Source organism: Nostoc sp. MS1 (genome assembly GCF_019976755.1).
Classification (GTDB): Bacteria; Cyanobacteriota; Cyanobacteriia; order Cyanobacteriales; family Nostocaceae; genus Trichormus.
Window position 1 is genome coordinate 5,168,435 of sequence record NZ_AP023441.1, and the last position, 16,100, is coordinate 5,184,534.

15 protein-coding genes are annotated in these 16,100 nt (G+C 41.3%); 9 read left to right on the top strand and 6 right to left on the bottom strand.

Going from position 1 to position 16,100, the window contains the following annotated elements:
* Positions 1–65: 65 nt before the first annotated feature.
* Positions 66–974, bottom strand: a complete 909-nt coding sequence (locus NSMS1_RS22400) for an aminoglycoside phosphotransferase family protein (RefSeq protein WP_224086931.1) — start codon at positions 972–974, stop codon at positions 66–68.
* A gap of 218 nt (positions 975–1,192) precedes the next feature.
* Entirely contained in the window at positions 1,193–1,903 is a 711-nt protein-coding gene (locus NSMS1_RS22405; RefSeq protein ID WP_224086932.1) for a TIGR04283 family arsenosugar biosynthesis glycosyltransferase, read from the bottom strand.
* Between the two features lie 150 nt (positions 1,904–2,053).
* Between NSMS1_RS22405 and NSMS1_RS22410 the strand changes: the two genes are divergently transcribed.
* Positions 2,054–2,842: a hypothetical protein gene (locus tag NSMS1_RS22410; protein WP_224086933.1), complete on the top strand. Its 789-nt coding sequence runs from the start codon at positions 2,054–2,056 to the stop codon at positions 2,840–2,842.
* Between the two features lie 11 nt (positions 2,843–2,853).
* Here the strand turns inward: NSMS1_RS22410 and NSMS1_RS22415 are convergent, their stop codons facing one another.
* On the bottom strand, positions 2,854–3,450 hold the full coding sequence (locus NSMS1_RS22415) for a Uma2 family endonuclease (protein ID WP_224086934.1): 597 nt from the start codon (positions 3,448–3,450) through the stop codon (positions 2,854–2,856).
* A gap of 247 nt (positions 3,451–3,697) precedes the next feature.
* On the opposite strand from NSMS1_RS22415, the gene NSMS1_RS22420 reads away from it, so the two are divergent.
* Positions 3,698–4,933: an LL-diaminopimelate aminotransferase gene (locus NSMS1_RS22420; protein WP_224086935.1), complete on the top strand. Its 1,236-nt coding sequence runs from the start codon at positions 3,698–3,700 to the stop codon at positions 4,931–4,933.
* Positions 4,934–5,303: 370 nt separating this feature from the next.
* Here the strand turns inward: NSMS1_RS22420 and NSMS1_RS22425 are convergent, their stop codons facing one another.
* Entirely contained in the window at positions 5,304–6,425 is a 1,122-nt protein-coding gene (locus NSMS1_RS22425; protein ID WP_224086936.1) for a site-2 protease family protein, read from the bottom strand.
* Positions 6,426–6,653: 228 nt separating this feature from the next.
* On the opposite strand from NSMS1_RS22425, the gene NSMS1_RS22430 reads away from it, so the two are divergent.
* The 5 genes from NSMS1_RS22430 (at position 6,654) to trmB (ending at position 13,298) form a co-directional block, all read left to right on the top strand.
* On the top strand, positions 6,654–8,084 hold the full coding sequence (locus tag NSMS1_RS22430) for a GAF domain-containing sensor histidine kinase (protein ID WP_224086937.1): 1,431 nt from the start codon (positions 6,654–6,656) through the stop codon (positions 8,082–8,084).
* Between the two features lie 137 nt (positions 8,085–8,221).
* Positions 8,222–8,845: a response regulator gene (locus tag NSMS1_RS22435; RefSeq protein WP_224086938.1), complete on the top strand. Its 624-nt coding sequence runs from the start codon at positions 8,222–8,224 to the stop codon at positions 8,843–8,845.
* Positions 8,846–9,478: 633 nt separating this feature from the next.
* Positions 9,479–10,861: an HlyD family secretion protein gene (locus NSMS1_RS22440; protein WP_224086939.1), complete on the top strand. Its 1,383-nt coding sequence runs from the start codon at positions 9,479–9,481 to the stop codon at positions 10,859–10,861.
* 84 nt (positions 10,862–10,945) lie between these two features.
* Complete coding sequence (locus NSMS1_RS22445; RefSeq protein WP_224086940.1) at positions 10,946–12,586, top strand: MDR family MFS transporter; 1,641 nt, start codon at positions 10,946–10,948, stop codon at positions 12,584–12,586.
* Positions 12,587–12,662: 76 nt separating this feature from the next.
* Positions 12,663–13,298, top strand: coding sequence for a tRNA (guanosine(46)-N7)-methyltransferase TrmB (gene trmB, locus NSMS1_RS22450; RefSeq protein ID WP_224095315.1), 636 nt, complete (start codon positions 12,663–12,665; stop codon positions 13,296–13,298).
* Between the two features lie 15 nt (positions 13,299–13,313).
* Here trmB and NSMS1_RS22455 read toward each other — a convergent pair whose 3' ends face one another.
* Together NSMS1_RS22455 and NSMS1_RS22460 are read right to left on the bottom strand one after the other, a co-directional pair.
* Positions 13,314–14,015, bottom strand: coding sequence for an SDR family NAD(P)-dependent oxidoreductase (locus tag NSMS1_RS22455; RefSeq protein WP_224086941.1), 702 nt, complete (start codon positions 14,013–14,015; stop codon positions 13,314–13,316).
* Between the two features lie 90 nt (positions 14,016–14,105).
* Positions 14,106–14,822: an MGMT family protein gene (locus tag NSMS1_RS22460; RefSeq protein WP_224086942.1), complete on the bottom strand. Its 717-nt coding sequence runs from the start codon at positions 14,820–14,822 to the stop codon at positions 14,106–14,108.
* An 81-nt stretch (positions 14,823–14,903) separates the two neighbouring features.
* On the opposite strand from NSMS1_RS22460, the gene NSMS1_RS22465 reads away from it, so the two are divergent.
* Positions 14,904–15,839, top strand: a complete 936-nt coding sequence (locus NSMS1_RS22465) for a SprT-like domain-containing protein (RefSeq protein ID WP_224086943.1) — start codon at positions 14,904–14,906, stop codon at positions 15,837–15,839.
* Positions 15,840–15,870: 31 nt separating this feature from the next.
* On the top strand, positions 15,871–16,098 hold the full coding sequence (locus NSMS1_RS22470; RefSeq protein WP_224086944.1) for a DNA-binding protein: 228 nt from the start codon (positions 15,871–15,873) through the stop codon (positions 16,096–16,098).
* Positions 16,099–16,100 lie beyond the last annotated feature (2 nt).

A 16,100-nucleotide genomic window follows, 5' to 3' on the forward strand; every position in this document is an offset into this window, starting at 1 on the left:
TGAAATCATTATTTTCACTGTATCGCTATCTGGATGACATAAAACCAAAATAATTGAATGATTTATTAGGCATCTTCGGGAATACGATGTAATATTTTCTTTCCCATTACAGCGTGTCTTGGGTGATCAATCAATCCCGTATCTAGCAACATTACGCCAAAAAGTATTGCCCAGCCTAGAGCGCGTTGTCGTGTTGCCTCTGAAATATTTGCATATTCTGCCAGCACTTGTTCGCGTGTATTGCGCTCAGAAAAAAGCATCCAGATAGAAGCCAAGTCTGTGGCAATATCACCTGATGTTATGTCACCCCAATCAATGATGCCTGTAATCACACCATTCTCGACCAAGATATTGCGTGGATGCAAGTCTCCATGTAGCCATTTTGGTTCAACATCAATAGGAGCATTTAAAGCTGTATTCCAGGTGTCTATCACCTTTTGCGTAATCAGATTAGTTTTTCTCTGGAGTCTTTGCATCCGTTCTTCCACAGCAGCCTGACGCTGACGAAGTGGTACACCACGGACTGTATTTAAGGGTGCATTGGCTGGTGCAGGTATATGTAATGAGCGTAGGAATGATGCAAAGATTTTGGCTTGATTTGCATGGGGTTCTGCTTGATCCGCCGCTACACCAGATATCCACGGTACTATACTCCATTGCCAAGGGTAGTCGTTTGCTGGCTTACCTATTCTGTATGGATTGGGAACTGGTAGAGTTAGTTGATTTGCCAGTAATGGCAGCCAACTTTGCTCGTTTTCGATGAGTTTTGCTGCTATTGTTCTACGTGGGAGCCTCACAGATAAGCGATCGCCCAGGCGAAACATCACATTATCCCAACCAGTATCAACCAGACGAATCGTTAAGTGTGCCAAATCTGGGTGCTGATCTGACAACAAACTATATACAAGGTTTGTATCTATTTCTATCTCTGATACTGGCGTTCCCATTGAATGCAAGTGTGCCTCTGATTCCATATTTGCCTCGCCTAATTTGTTATATCTCTAAGCAGCAAATTTTTGATATACACTACTAAATCTTTGCTATGCAGTAAAATTCTGCCAATTGCTAACTTTGTACTCGTTTTCAATCAAGTATTGCCAGCTTCTCATAAATTCATTTATATTCTAGGCGATCGCATTACTCTTTCTCAGCCCTGACTGGAGATTTGCTCAAATATATTTAACGACACTGTTTAAAAGTTGAAAAATTTCCCCTGAGAATACCAAGTGCGAAGTTGCGCTGGTTTTATCCCTAGTAAGTAAGCAATAATCACAATTTGATTAATTAGAGTAGTTTTGAAAACTCCCTTTTGTAACCATCTCCGGGCTGAAGTTACCACTGGTACAGAGAGAATAGTAATTCTTCCCAGACGCTTTAAACGGCGTATGATTTCAAAGTCTTCCATTATAGGTAATTCAGGAAAGCCACCAACTTGCTGAAATACTGCCTTCGTCATAAAAATTGCTTGATCACCATAAGGCATTTGTAAAAAGCGCGATCGCCAATATACCCCTTTTTCTACCAAACGCAAACTCGCCAAGTCTGCATTAATTCGCAAAGCAAACGCGCCAGCTACTACCCCAGGCTGTTGTAATGCTGCAATAATCATCTCATCAAACCCAACGGGTAGGAGGGTATCTGCATGGAGAAATAACAGCATATCGCCAGATGCTAACGCTGCACCCGCATTCATTTGCATTGCACGCCCTGGAGATGATGAGATAACTTTTACACCTAAAGACATGGCGATCGCCACCGTATCATCTTGTGAACCACCATCTACCACAATTACTTCTATATTTGCACTTGGTTGAGTAGTGGCGATCGTTTGTTTAATATTGCCAGCTTCATTTATCGTAGGGATAATAATAGAGATTTTTCTACGTTGAATATTTTTGCTCATTATTAGCTTTTTAAACAGTGTATTCCGGCTAATTAGCCATCAAACATTATTAACACAGATAAATAATCTTAAGGATTTTGGGTGATAAATCAGTTGAGCCAGCCGGGAACAATATTCATAAGTTAAGTTTTATCAGCACAGGCACAAGTCATGAAAATTGTAGCCACAACCGCTAGTAGGTTAGAAATGAAGCATTTTCCGATTAACAATTGGTGTTCGGGAAGCTTATTAATTATCGGTAGTCTATCTTTTTTGATTTATCTGATATTTTTTATGGCTTTTGCAGCTAGCCTCAAATGCCAGCGCATCGCCAAACTTGGAATCAATTGTGAGTTGAGCCACTATTATTTAGTCGAAAAACCCCAAAACCAAAAAATATTTGACGTTCAAGAAGCAAAAATAAAGACTATAGTTAGTAGTAAGGGTAGCAGAAGTTATCAAGTTATCATTTCTACTCCTTTTGGCAACTACGACTTATTATCAGCAAGTAGTAACTATGACGAAAATGAGCGAATTGCTACACAAATTAATGATTTCTTGTACTCAACAGAAAGCTACTTATCAGTAAGACAAAACCGATGGCACAACTATTTCTTTTATATAATTATCATAAGTGGTTTCGCAATTACTGGAGTTTTTTTATGTGCATCTCCTGTTGTGAATTGTACTTTTTATAAAAGTTTGAATAAAGTAGTTATCGAGTACAAAGGCTTAGGTGGAGTTACAATTGAAGAATATCCTTTAGAAAATATTCTCAGAATTGATAGTCAAGAACGAGAAACTCGGTCTGGTAAATCTTATCGTCTTGTATTAGTATTTCGTTCGCCCAAGGTGGGAGGTATTACATCACCCGATAGTATACCCATTCACAATGACTATACCAACGCACACAGCACTAACAATATTGTTTACAGCGTAAATAGTTTTCTCTGGTCTTAAAGAGTAAATTATCAACTTTGTTGATTACGAATCACCTGTTGAAATTCTGTCACAGCATCATATTGATCAGGCATAGCAATATACGGTAGTAGCAAAGCTGGGTCTAAATTAGGAAAAAATCCACTTCTATTTACTTCCTCATACTCACCACTATCGTTAAGACGGAATATTTTGATTGAATTAGATTTCCAAAACCAAACTTCTGGCACTTTTTTGGGCTTGTATAATTCTTTCCTATTGATAGTTCCACTAGTGACAATAACCTCAATCACAATATCGGGAACTTCTTTTTTTACACCAATGCTGTAAGATTCATCTGGTGTGCCAGAAGCATACCCAGGTTTTTCAAGAGTGAAACCACCACGGGCATAAAAGCGAATGCCTAATTCTCTCATGTAAGTTTCCAGCAACAATCCGAGAGTCCTTTTCACTTCTTCATGTTTATCGCCTACGGGTGACACAATTTCCAACACTCCTGATAAATAAGTTAGTTTAACGCTGTGGTTGTCCTGAAGATGTCCCTCAATACCCTTGAATTGCTCCCAAGATACATCCTTGAGTATTACTAACTTTTCTTCTGTGGGCTGGTCTACAAGTGGGATGCTCATAACAACGCTGCCTTAAAAAGAGTCGTGCTTACTAATTCTACTGCTAGTTTAAGAAGGGAAGTGAGGGGGATGTGGTTCTCTGCGAGACGCTCCGCGTTGGCGCAGCCTCTCGTAGAGAACGGCTACGCTCACCAACCGGGAGATGAGGAGATACAACTTTACTTAGTCCTAAGCAGTTCTGCAATTTTGAATTTTGAATTTTGAATTAGTATAAGCTGTTTTATCTAGGCAGTTTTTCAACTTCATTATGGCAACGATTAACGACAACTATCTCAAACTGAAAGCAGGCTACCTATTTCCTGAAATTGCGCGGCGGGTAAATGCTTTTGCAGAAGCTAACCCGGATGCGAAGATTATTCGCTTGGGTATTGGTGATGTGACAGAACCATTGCCAGAAGCTTGTCGCACGGCAATGATTAAAGCAGTGGAGGAAATGGGCGATCGCGCTTCTTTTAAAGGTTATGGCCCAGAACAAGGTTATGCTTGGTTAAGGGAAAAAATCGCCACTCAAGATTTCCAAGCGCGGGGTGCAGAGGTAGACGCTTCCGAAATCTTCATTTCTGACGGTTCTAAGTGCGATACAGGCAATATTCTCGATATTTTTGGCGATAACAATATTATTGCTGTCACAGACCCAGTTTATCCTGTATATGTAGACACTAATGTCATGGCAGGACACACTGGGGCTACTAACGACAAAGGCGAGTTTGAGGGTTTAGTTTATCTACCTGTCACCGCCGAGAATAACTTCACGGCGGAAATCCCTACCGAGAAAGTAGACTTAATTTATCTCTGCTTTCCTAATAACCCCACAGGTGCAACTGCTACCAAAGAACATCTCAAGGCATGGGTTGATTATGCCAAAGCTAATAATTCGATTATTTTCTTTGATGCTGCCTACGAATCATACATCACCGACCCGTCCCTACCCCATTCTATCTACGAAATTGAAGGGGCGCGAGATGTGGCGATCGAATTTCGTTCTTTCTCCAAAAATGCAGGCTTCACCGGAACTCGTTGCGCCTTAACTGTTGTTCCCAAAACCTTAACAGCCAAAGCTGCTGATGGTTCTGATGTGGAACTGTGGAAATTGTGGAACCGCCGCCAGTCTACCAAGTTTAATGGTGTATCTTACATTGTCCAACGGGGGGCGGAAGCTGTGTACTCAGAGGAGGGACAAGCACAAGTTAAAGATTTGGTGAGCTTCTACTTGGAAAACGCCAAAATCATCCGCGAGAAACTCACAGCCGCAGGTTTATCAGTATACGGTGGTGTAAATGCGCCCTATGTCTGGGTGAAAACTCCCAATGGACTTTCCAGTTGGGATTTCTTTGATAAGTTATTGCAAACCGTCAACGTAGTTGGAACTCCCGGTTCTGGCTTTGGTGCGGCTGGTGAAGGTTACTTCCGCATTTCTGCATTTAACAGCCGCGAGAATGTAGAGGAAGCAATGAAGCGAATTACCGAAAAGTTTAAAGTTTAATTATTTAGTCATTAGTCATTAGTCCATAGTCATTAGTCAACGGTCATTAGTGATTTTCCCTTGTTCCACCCTCTCCCTTGTCTTTTTTCAATCTGTCAAACTTCTAAGAAATAAACTTAATAGGGGGAGCAGAAGAGTAAAGGAGAAAAACTAATAACTGTGGACTGTGGACTATTGACATTTAATAGGGAAAAAGACTTGGTTTCTAACCAAGCCTTAAGTAGAAGTAGAATCTATCTGCATAATTTAACTCTTTTAGCTTATTAGTTCATCACTCTCTAGATAGTATTTAAGTCTGGGACGATGTGATAAAAAAATCCCTCAGTATTTCTGAGGGAAATTAGAGAAGGAATATTTGTCGATGAGAAAACTATGCAGGGTTGGGTTGAGTGCGATTTTGCAATAGCTGAATAATCGCGGCTTTCTCTAGGATTCCTACTAATACACCATTGTCACGAATTACGGGGAGGGTGGACAATTTTTGTTGTTCTAGTAGTTGCACTACTTCTAATAATGGTTGATTTGAGTTGATGGTAGTCGATTGAGTTGGACGCATGACTTGTTGAATCTGAGTTTCTGTCCACAATGCAGTGGGAATGTTTCGCAAGTCATCAAGATTGATTGCACCTACTAATTGTCCTTCGTTGTTGGTGACTAAAAATCGTCGCCAGTTCTGCCCTTGCACAATTTGTTCATCGGCGAATTGTCTTAAGCTGAGATCGGCGGAAACAACCGGACTATCGGTAGTAACTACATCTGCGGCTGTTAAGCCTGTAAGTTTTTCTTGTACTCTGGCAAATTGGGCTGTATTACCAGCATTTTGTAGTAAGAAGAAGCCGATTAATAAGTTCCAGATATTGGCGAAGCTACCAAAATATAGTATGGGAATTATACCAGAGGCGATCGCAATCCAACCAAAGATTTGTCCCACGCGGCTGGCAAAGGCTACACCTTTATATGGATTACCTGTAACCTTCCAAACGATAGCTTTGAGGATATTTCCACCATCCAAGGGTAAGCCAGGAATGAGGTTAAACAATGCCAATGCTAAGTTTACAGAAGCCAAAACTCCTAAAATCGCTGCCAATGGCCCGCTAACTGGGGTAGTGAAACCAATCACAGTGACGATACCACATAATAATAGACTGACTAAAGGCCCGGCGATCGCTACCCAAAAAGCTTCAGCCGGGGTTTTCGACTCTTGTTTTAAACTAGCCAAACCACCAAATATAAATAACGTAATCGAATCAACGTTAATTCCTTGGCGGATGGCGACAAAGCTATGTCCTAATTCATGGGCGACGACAGAAGCAAACAACAATAACGCCGTCGTCAATCCCAGTATCAAAGCCAACCCCCCAGATAGTTGGGGAAATTGGGCTGAGAGTCCACCGCTATAACTCCAGGTAATTAAACCCAGAACCAAAAACCATGACGGGTGGATATAAAAAGGAATACCGAAGAGATTCCCAACGCGAATTGTGCCATTCATGTCGTTCACCTTATTGCAACTGCGAGTGTTGTCTTTACTCGCTGTTATTAGTGTAACGAAGTGTTAAATCAATCTCATATTTCCTACAGTAGAGGTGTCCGTCCCTTTTAGGTGTGGTTTATAGGACAGGAAAGTTGCTCGATTCTCATCTTAATGATTCAATCAGATGAGAAGAAATTGCTTACTTGCTGCCGTTCGCGTAGCGTCCTGTAGGGAGGGTGGGAACGTATGTCACAGCCATTAATCGCTTCTTTGTTCGCACGTATTGCCATGTTGGAGCAAGAGAATAATGGCTTGAAGTTGCAGATTGCCCACTTGCAACAGTCTGAGGCTAACATACAGACGCATCAGTTAATCGCCCCAGTTGCCAAGATGTATGATTATGAGAAAACCGAAGACTTGGTTAGATTAATACCAAATGGGTTTCATGAGCCGATTTGGCTTGAGACGCAAGCGCCAGAACTCGAACTTACACAAGCGATCGCTCTATTACAAACCCAAGTTGCAGAACTGGCAAAAACTAATCAAACTTTGAAAAACTCGTTTGCTCGTCTGGCTGCTAACCCCAATCTCAACTCATTTTTGGGTTACGTACTACTCGAAATTACCCAACAATTAAACCTAGATTTCGCCAGCCTGAGACTGTATGACTCTACTACTCAAACTCTACCGATTGAGATAGAAATTGTCCAAGGTCAGATAAACCTGAAGCATCAAATACAAGCACCTGAAGCTTATTTGCGTCCATCTACACTCAGCACCCCCGTTTGGAACATTCTGCTGCAAACAAAACAACCCGTGGTGGTGAACCACGAAAATGCACCAGCATATTGCTTTCAAAACACCTACGAATATCAAGCTCATCAGTTAAATCTACAAATTGCTGCTAATCTTTTGCTGACACTAGGCGATGAACCCATTGGCATGTTAGCGTTAGCATCCACTCAACCCCACAACTTCACCCCGGAAAAACTCAAACTGGCCCAAGCCCTTGCTCAACATGCAACTCTAGCAATTCAACTCACCCGCTTGGCAGACGAAGCCAAACAAACTGCTCTGCTTGAAGAACGCAACCGTATGGCCAGCGAAATTCACGATACCCTGGCTCAAACCTTCATCGGCATTTCCATTCAGGTGGGTATGGCACAAAGACTCGTCACCACCAACCCCAGCGATACCCAACAGATTCTAGAGCGTGTACTCAAGCTGGCACAAACCGGACTGGCAGAGGCTCGGCGTTCTGTATGGGAACTACATCCAACTGCTGACGAATACACTGACCTTGTTCACAACCTGCAAACCTGCATAGATCACCTCACAAATGGCTTACCGATGCAGGTGGAATTGCAAATAAGCGGAACTCCCTGTTTAGTACCTGCAATCATCGGTCAAAATCTGTTGCGAATTGCTCAAGAAGCGATCAACAATACGATTTCTCACACTCAAGCTACACAACTTTGGGTCAGATTGAATTGGCAACTTAACATGCTAGAGTTAAGCATTCAAGACAATGGGGATGGTTTTGACCCTAAAAGCGAAAACGGTGGCTTTGGTTTAGTGAGCATGTCCGAACGTGCCTCCCGTCTAAATGGACATTTTACCTTATGTAGTCAACCCAGTTATGGGACGGAAATTCGTGTGAAAGTACCGATAAAATAAGATTCAGCGCTGATACCAAGTTGCAATCAAAGATAGTATCTTAGGCTGGGAGTAGGGAGTGGGGAGTAGGAATACTGTTTCTAAACGCAATTTAGTATGAGATTGTTTTTTTTGAGGGGATAAACTTACGATCTGTCATGGCTGACTCGATTAGCGTTCTTGTTGTAGATGATCATCCTGTAGTGCGAAACGGACTTACACTTATGGTGCAGCATGAACCAGGAATGACTCCAATTGCCGAAGCTGGCAATGGTCAGGAAGCGATCGCACTTTTTGGGCAACATCAACCCGATGTTACACTAATGGATTTACGCCTCCCCGACATCACCGGAGTCGAAGTGATCACCACCATTCGGCAAAGCTATCCTGAAGCCCGCATCATCATCTTAACCACTTACGACAGCGATGAAGATATCTATCGCGGCTTAAAGGCAGGCGCAAGAGGATATATGCTCAAAGATGCTCCACTCGATGAAATAGCACGGGCAATTGGCACGGTTCATATAGGGAAGAAATACATCCCGCCGGAAGTGGGAGCAAAGTTGCTAGATCGCATCAATAGATCACAGTTGAGCGATCGCGAATGTGACGTGCTACGCCTTGTCGCTAAAGGTAGAAGTAATCGTGAAATTGGCGAAATTTTGAACGTCACAGAAGCTACAGTAAAGATGCACCTAAATCATATTTTGCATAAATTGCCAGCGAGCGATCGTACTCAAGCTGTAGTCGTGGCCATCAAAAGGGGAATCATTCAGATTTAGTTACTTTTGGTCATTAGATGACCACGGCCATTATTGCTAAAGTTGCTTTTAGATGTCTGCACCCTAACTTTCGATCAGGTACAGCATTAACCAATTGTTGGGAGCTAAAATTAAGCGATCGGCTAGGTGACATAAAACCTGAGCTTATTTATAGTGTGAACAGTGACAAAAAGGGATTTCTAGTATCAGGTTCGCTAAAACACTTATCAACTAAGGCAAACATATTTACAAGTAATACTGATTCAAAAAATCTTTGCAACACTTCATTATTTGTTGGAGTGCAAGGTCTTGCACCCCCACCCAGAATATTTGTCGCATTCTTTTTCAAATTGGTATGATTAGCTGGACTTGGTATTATCTCTTGCAAGCGCATAAGTGTATATATAAGATATTCAGGCCTAAGTAGAATCTTATCGGGGTTTGTTAGTAATAGTAATTTTCCAAAATTAAGCAACAGATGTAGCACAAAAAAATCTCGCTACATCTGAGTTTTTTCATTATATGGGCGTAAGCCTAGCCGGAGGCTATGACGAATTACGAATTGGTTTGACTATGTAATTCATTGTGCTTTCTGTACAGTGACCAATTAGGTCAGCAACAAACGAGGTTTGTCAACAAAGTAAGGAATTTTGTATGGATGCGTCAAATTCTTCTCGTCCTCTACCTGATCAAGACGAGCAAAACTCTCATCATCTCTCAGGCTCACCAATTATACTGACACAAAAAGTTGCAGTAACTACCCCATCTTCCCTAGTAGACGAGCCTCCCATTGTGCCACCAGAGAAAAAACCCAGCCGTAAATCACTCCGTAAATGGCTGTTGCTAGGTTTGCTGGGTATCGCTGGCATTGCAGGTAGTATGTATGGCTACCGTTGGTGGCAATTTGCTAGTACTCATCAAGAAACTGATGATGCTTACGTTACGGCAGATATTCATCCCGTCAATGCTCGGATTAATGGAACTGTTGCTGAAGTGGCAGTTCAGGATAATCAGTCTGTCAAATTGGGGACAATCTTAGTTAAACTTGATCCCCATGATGATCAAGTAGCACTCCAACAAGCACAAGCTGCACTGGATGTTGCCAAGCAACAAGCGGCTGTGGCTCAAGCAAATATTAACGTTACTTCCACCAACGCTCAAGGACAAACTACCCAAGCACAGGGTAATATTGATGCTGCTACCGCCAGCATTTCCACAGCACAAGCATCGTTAAGCGAGGCACAAGCAGGTGTCCCGGTTGCTAAGGCACAGTTAGCGCAAGTAGAGGCTAATCTGATTAAAGCCAAACTAGATTACGATCGCTACAATCAACTAGCCGCAGAAGGCGCTGTTCCTCGCGCTCAGTTTGATGCCACTAAAGCAGCTTATGATGCGCTACTTGCACAACGCAAAGCTACACAAGAACAGATAGAACAAGCACAGGCGCGTGTGACTCAAGCACTAGAAAATCTCAACAATGCCAAAGCCAAACTTGCATCAACCAAAGGCACTTTACAACAGGCAAATTCCGTTAGTCAACAAACCATCGTAAATCGGCGGCAATATCAGGCAGCACTGGCAGCAATTGAACAGGCACAGACCCAGGTGACAAATGCCCAACTACAGTTGTCTTATACCACGATCGCAGCTGCGAATGTGGGAACAGTGGGTAATAAAACCGTAGAGGTAGGGCAGCGCGTCCAGCCAGGGCAAACGTTGATGTCGGTGGTGAGTGATAATCCTTGGGTAGTAGCAAACTTCAAAGAAACCCAGTTAGTAAAAATGCTGCCAGGTCAAAAGGTCGAGGTGAAAATTGACTCTTTCCCCGATCACATTTTCATCGGCAAAGTCGATAGTGTTTCCCCAGCATCAGGGGCGAGATTCTCACTTTTACCCCCCGATAACGCCACAGGTAACTTTACCAAAATTGTCCAACGCATTCCCATCAAGATTGTCTTTGATCCACAAAGTATCAAGGGCTATGAGACAAGAATTTCGCCAGGAATGTCTGTAGTTGCAACTGTGGAAACCCATTGAGAGTGATGTTAGCGGTAGCGGCGCGTTTAGCGCGTGCTGTTAGCGGTAGCGGGGCGTTCAGCCCGTGTTGAGTAATTTTGAATTTTGAATTGGTATCAGCACTTTCATCTCCCAGAATTAACCATTCTCAAAGGCAAGAAAAGTATGGCAATTGCGACTCATGAACCTGTGGAATCACCCAGTCCAAAGGTTTCACTAAAAAACTGGATTGGTGTATCTGCGGCGCTGTTGGGGGCGTTTATGGCAGTGTTAGATATTCAAATTACCAATGCCTCCCTCAACGATATTACCGGAGCATTGGGGGCATCGTTAGATGAAGGAGCTTGGATTTCTACTGCCTATCTAGTTGCAGAAATTGTCGTGATTCCTTTGACTGGTTGGCTTTCTCAAGTATTTTCAGTACGGCTTTATCTGCTCGTTAACACAGCACTCTTTATTGTTTTTTCTATCGCCTGTGCTTTTGCCACTAACCTACCACAGATGATTTTTTTTCGCGCAGGACAAGGCTTTACAGGCGGAGTGCTAATTCCTATGGCATTCACGATAATTTTAACAAATTTGCCTCCTGCTAAACATGCTGTGGGGTTAGCTATGTTTGGCTTATCTGCCACCTTAGCGCCTTCACTGGGGCCTACGGTGGGCGGTTGGCTGACAGATAGCTATGGTTGGCAGTACATTTTCTACCTCAACTTGATTCCTGGTTTGCTGCTGTTGGTAGGAGTTTGGTATGCTCTACCCCAGCTACCCATGCAGTTAGATTTAATTAAACACGGTGACTGGTTCGGAATTGCCACAATGGCGATTGGGTTGGCTTCGTTAGAATTTTTTCTAGAGGAAGGTAATCGCAAAGACTGGTTTGGCTCGGCAGAAATTCAACGAGCAGCACTATTAGCAGGTATTGTTTTACCTATTTTTATCATCTGGCAGTTTGTTAAAAAACAACCGTTACTAAATCTGCGATTATTGGTACGACGTAACTTTTTGATTGCCATTCTCACAACTACAGGTTTGGGTGTGGGATTGTATGGCTCAACTTTTATTCTGCCGATGTATCTGGCACAAATCCAGGGTTATAACGCCATGCAAATTGGCGAAACGATTATGTGGGCAGGGATGCCTCAGTTATTGATTACACCGTTTATACCTAAGTTGATGCAGCGTTTTGATTTGCGGCTATTAGTTGCGATTGGTTTTACGTTCTTTGGGGTGAGTTGTTTTATGAATACCACCATGAGCCATGATACGGCTATTTTGCAACTGATTCCAGCGCAAATTATCCGCGCACTTGGTCAACCTCTGGTGATGACTCCACTTTCTAGCTTTGCTACTGCGGGGATTGAACCTAAGCAAATTGGTTCAGCCTCAGCGATTTATAATATGGCACGTAACATAGGTGGCTCCTTTGGTATAGCGACTTTGGGAACTTTGCAATCAGTACGAGAGCGATTTCATTCTAATCGTCTAGTCGATGCGGTTTCCTTGTCAAATCCATTGACACGCGATCGCCTTGACCAACTTACCCAGATGTTTCTTCAGCACACATCTGACCCTACAACGGCACAAAACCAAGCTCTAGCTCTAATTGATCGAACAGTACGCCGTGAAGCCAATATAATGGCGTTTAACGATTGCTTTTACTTTATGGGCTGTGTACTGTTGTTAAGTGCCTTTTTAGTATTGTTCTTCAAAAAAATTAAACCTGTGGGGGGTGGTGCTGTACATTAATCGCAATGACACTTGCATCGAGACTGTCTATCGAACTCACGCTATATTGGAATTTGTGATTTCAGGAGTCTCAGCCTTGCCATTTGTCCGCGTCCGTCAGCACGTCAACCCACTAGCCAAAAAATATAGTCAACCAGCCAATCCTCTGGAATGGGAGAAAATTTATGGCACTCCCCACCAACCGCTACACCTGGATATTGGTTGTGCTAGAGGTAGATTTGTGTTGCAAATGGCGCAGGTAGAACCCAAGTGGAATTTTTTGGGTTTAGAAATTAGAGAACCTTTGGTAGTCGAGGCGAATCAATTACGTTCTCAGTTGGGTTTAACTAATCTCCATTATTTGTATTGCAACGCCAATAACTCACTACAACCGTTACTATCTTCTTTACCTACAGGGATTTTACAGCGTGTAAGTATTCAATTCCCCGACCCTTGGTTTAAAACTCGTCACGCCAAACGCCGTGTAGTCCAACCAGAATTAGTTGCAGATATAGCTAATTATTTGGCTGTTGGTGGTGTTGTCTTTCTGCAATCAGATATGGAATTTGTGGCTGTGGAAATGCGCGATCGCTTTGCCGCAAATCCAGCTTTTAGTAGAGTGGGAACGGGAGAATGGTTATCCGAAAACCCCCTACCCGTACCAACCGAAAGAGAAATTTCCACGCAAAGTAGAGGCGAACCAGTTTATCGTGCTTTGTTTGAGAGACTGTAAAGATTTGGCGCACTGCTAAAAAGAAATTATTTTGCGATCGCGCACAAATTTACCGCTTATGTTACGTGGAGCCTCTGTTGCTAACCAGACGGCTGTGTCTGCCCCCTTTTCGGGCGATCGCGGTGCAGATGCGCCACCCATATCTGTTCTCACCCATCCCGGACACACGGCATTAATAACAATGTTTTTTGCTGGCAAGGCTTGTGCCAACATAATTGTTGCACCATTTAAGGCTAATTTCGATAGACAGTAACTTGGCACATCAGCTGATAAGTCTTCTATTGCTCCATAGCCACTAGAAAGATTAATTACTCTAGCATCGGCAGATTTTTCTAGTAGGGGTAGAAATGCTTGCACCATCCGAATGGGGCCAAAGGTGTTGGCATTCATCGCCGAATCGAGCAGTTCACGGGAAATTGTCAGAATATTTACACCTTCGTCTGGATACACGCCAGCATTATTGATTAACACATCTAAGCGATCAATTTGTGGGCGCAAAGTTTCTACAGATTGGTTAATAGAGCGCTCATCGCTCACATCCAACTCGATGGGGATCACGTTTGATTGCAGTTTTTGGGCGGCTTTTTGGGCATTTTCAAGCGAGCGAGAAGTAATTATGACTTCATAACCTTTGCCTACTAGAGTTTGGGCGATCGCAAATCCAATTCCTCGGTTAGCACCTGTAATCAATGCTCGTCTATGTTGTGTGGAGTTCATTTTCAGTTCTACCTGGTTGAAGTAAATATTGAAGATAATTATGGTTTATTTGCCTTCATCCTCAAGATAGAAATAATAAAATTACTCTGCTCAAGTTAAATAAATAGCTGCATCTTGATATAAATATTTATTAATTTTTACAAAATATTTATGAGATTCATTTTGATCACATAATACTTCTATATTTTCGGATTCTAGTTGGCTTTTTTGATTGGGTGCATATTTAATTAAATAACCTTGAGAGTCTAATATTCTATGAATGGGGTAATTTTGGGCAGATGTCTTTTTAAGATATGTAGGAATTGCCCTCATATAGCTTTTATCTACGCCAATTACTTCTAATATATGTTTGTATGTAACTACTTTACCTGCTGGTACTTTTACTATAAAATCGAGAAACCGCTCATAAGGGTTTTCAAACAAAATTGGGAACTTCTCAGGTTGAATATTAACCTTATCACCTATACGAACTATGCCTGAATTGATAACTACACCTAACAAGCCTCTTTTATATTGAATAGTCTTTAATGAATCAACTAAATGTTCTATGCGTTTACATGGTTCACAATGAAAAGTTAAACGAATAGCAGCACCACTATCAAAACTTATCAGAGAACCAGAAGTAAAATCTTCAGATGTTATCCCGGTGATGACAAGATTTTCTCTTAATTCTCCTGGTGGAATTGCCAAATCTATACTCTCTTCATATCTGAGAACTAAAACTTGTCTAGGGCTGAAGGGATTAGCATTAACATCTCCTTCAATACCATAACCTCTTGTGAAGCTGAGTTCGTTAACTTCTTTCATTTCTGAACCATGCTGCTGTTTAATAAAAAGGTGTAAAATAGAAGCGTTATAAATACACATATGTGAATAATTAATTTACAAATGGATAGTAAACGTATATCTATAAAAAATATCAAATTACAACAAGATATTATATTACAAGAAATTTTTAAATTAGCATCTAACCTTAATGATGACTCACAGCAGATCAAACAATTACATAAAAGTTTAATTACAAAGGCGACAATCATTGAAAAAATATGTGTTGAACAGCAAATAACACCAGCAAACCTAACTGAACAATCTCGTAAAATATATTCATGGATAAAATTTCTTACAGATGAGGATTATCTAAAACTCCATATACAAAATACTGGTTATCTATGGGAAACTGCTAAAAATATTTTGAATAGGCGTGGGCAAAAACAACTACAATTAATGATTGCGATCGCTAATTTAGCTGGGTTATATAAAGGTAGAGTTTCTGCTAGTGCAGCTAGTATTATAGTTAGTGAAGGTTTTATCAATGCACCAAATACAGTGTTACAAGCTTTGGTAGAATCTGCGCTTATAGGTAAGAGTCGCACTCATACACAAATTATTAGACAATTCGCTAGTACAGAAGAATATAGTAGCGTTTTGTTAGAGCTTGATTTGATTGCTGATGTGCTAGCAGACAACACACAAGGTAAAGTTTATAATCTTGATGAGTTGTTTGATAAAGTTAATCACGAATATTTTTCTTCTAGCCTTGCTAAACCCCGTCTAACATGGAGTCGAATCAACACTTACCGAAAATTAGGACACTATGAATCAGCTAGAGATAGAGTTGTGATCAGCCTAACTCTTGATGATGCTAAAGTACCTGAGTTTGTAGTTGAATTTGTGTTATATCACGAATTATTGCATAAATATCACGGGACAAAATGGGTTCAGGGAAAAAGAATGGTGCATACTAAAGAGTTTCGTGATAGTGAAAGCAAGTTTAAGTTTTACAATGAAGCATCAAGATGGTTAAAAAAGTCAGCATCTCAATAATATTTTATTTATAAAATAAATTTTACTAGAAATGATTAATAAAAATCAATCTGAACGGATTCAAATTAATTTAGAATTGTCATCAGAATTGTATGCAGTTATAAACAATTTAAAACAAGAGATGAATGGAGATACTGCTGAAGTGTTGCTAAAGGGAATCACCCTTTTAGAAATTTCTATAGAAGCCAAAAAGCAGGGTAAGCAAGTTTGGATTACGGATGATAAGCAAAACCTGGAAACCGAAATTGTAGGAATATAATA

What these genes read in the sequence shown, in the direction of transcription:
- NSMS1_RS22465 (WP_224086943.1), top strand. Translation starts at nt 14,904, where the DNA reads ATGGATAGTAAACGTATATCTATAAAAAATATCAAATTACAACAAGAT.
- NSMS1_RS22435 (WP_224086938.1), top strand. Translation starts at nt 8,222, where the DNA reads ATGGCTGACTCGATTAGCGTTCTTGTTGTAGATGATCATCCTGTAGTG.
- NSMS1_RS22420 (WP_224086935.1), top strand. Translation starts at nt 3,698, where the DNA reads ATGGCAACGATTAACGACAACTATCTCAAACTGAAAGCAGGCTACCTA.
- NSMS1_RS22415 (WP_224086934.1), bottom strand. Translation starts at nt 3,450, where the DNA reads ATGAGCATCCCACTTGTAGACCAGCCCACAGAAGAAAAGTTAGTAATA.
- NSMS1_RS22455 (WP_224086941.1), bottom strand. Translation starts at nt 14,015, where the DNA reads ATGAACTCCACACAACATAGACGAGCATTGATTACAGGTGCTAACCGA.
- NSMS1_RS22470 (WP_224086944.1), top strand. Translation starts at nt 15,871, where the DNA reads ATGATTAATAAAAATCAATCTGAACGGATTCAAATTAATTTAGAATTG.
- NSMS1_RS22410 (WP_224086933.1), top strand. Translation starts at nt 2,054, where the DNA reads ATGAAAATTGTAGCCACAACCGCTAGTAGGTTAGAAATGAAGCATTTT.
- NSMS1_RS22440 (WP_224086939.1), top strand. Translation starts at nt 9,479, where the DNA reads ATGGATGCGTCAAATTCTTCTCGTCCTCTACCTGATCAAGACGAGCAA.
- NSMS1_RS22460 (WP_224086942.1), bottom strand. Translation starts at nt 14,822, where the DNA reads ATGAAAGAAGTTAACGAACTCAGCTTCACAAGAGGTTATGGTATTGAA.
- NSMS1_RS22400 (WP_224086931.1), bottom strand. Translation starts at nt 974, where the DNA reads ATGGAATCAGAGGCACACTTGCATTCAATGGGAACGCCAGTATCAGAG.
- NSMS1_RS22425 (WP_224086936.1), bottom strand. Translation starts at nt 6,425, where the DNA reads ATGAATGGCACAATTCGCGTTGGGAATCTCTTCGGTATTCCTTTTTAT.
- NSMS1_RS22430 (WP_224086937.1), top strand. Translation starts at nt 6,654, where the DNA reads ATGTCACAGCCATTAATCGCTTCTTTGTTCGCACGTATTGCCATGTTG.
- NSMS1_RS22405 (WP_224086932.1), bottom strand. Translation starts at nt 1,903, where the DNA reads ATGAGCAAAAATATTCAACGTAGAAAAATCTCTATTATTATCCCTACG.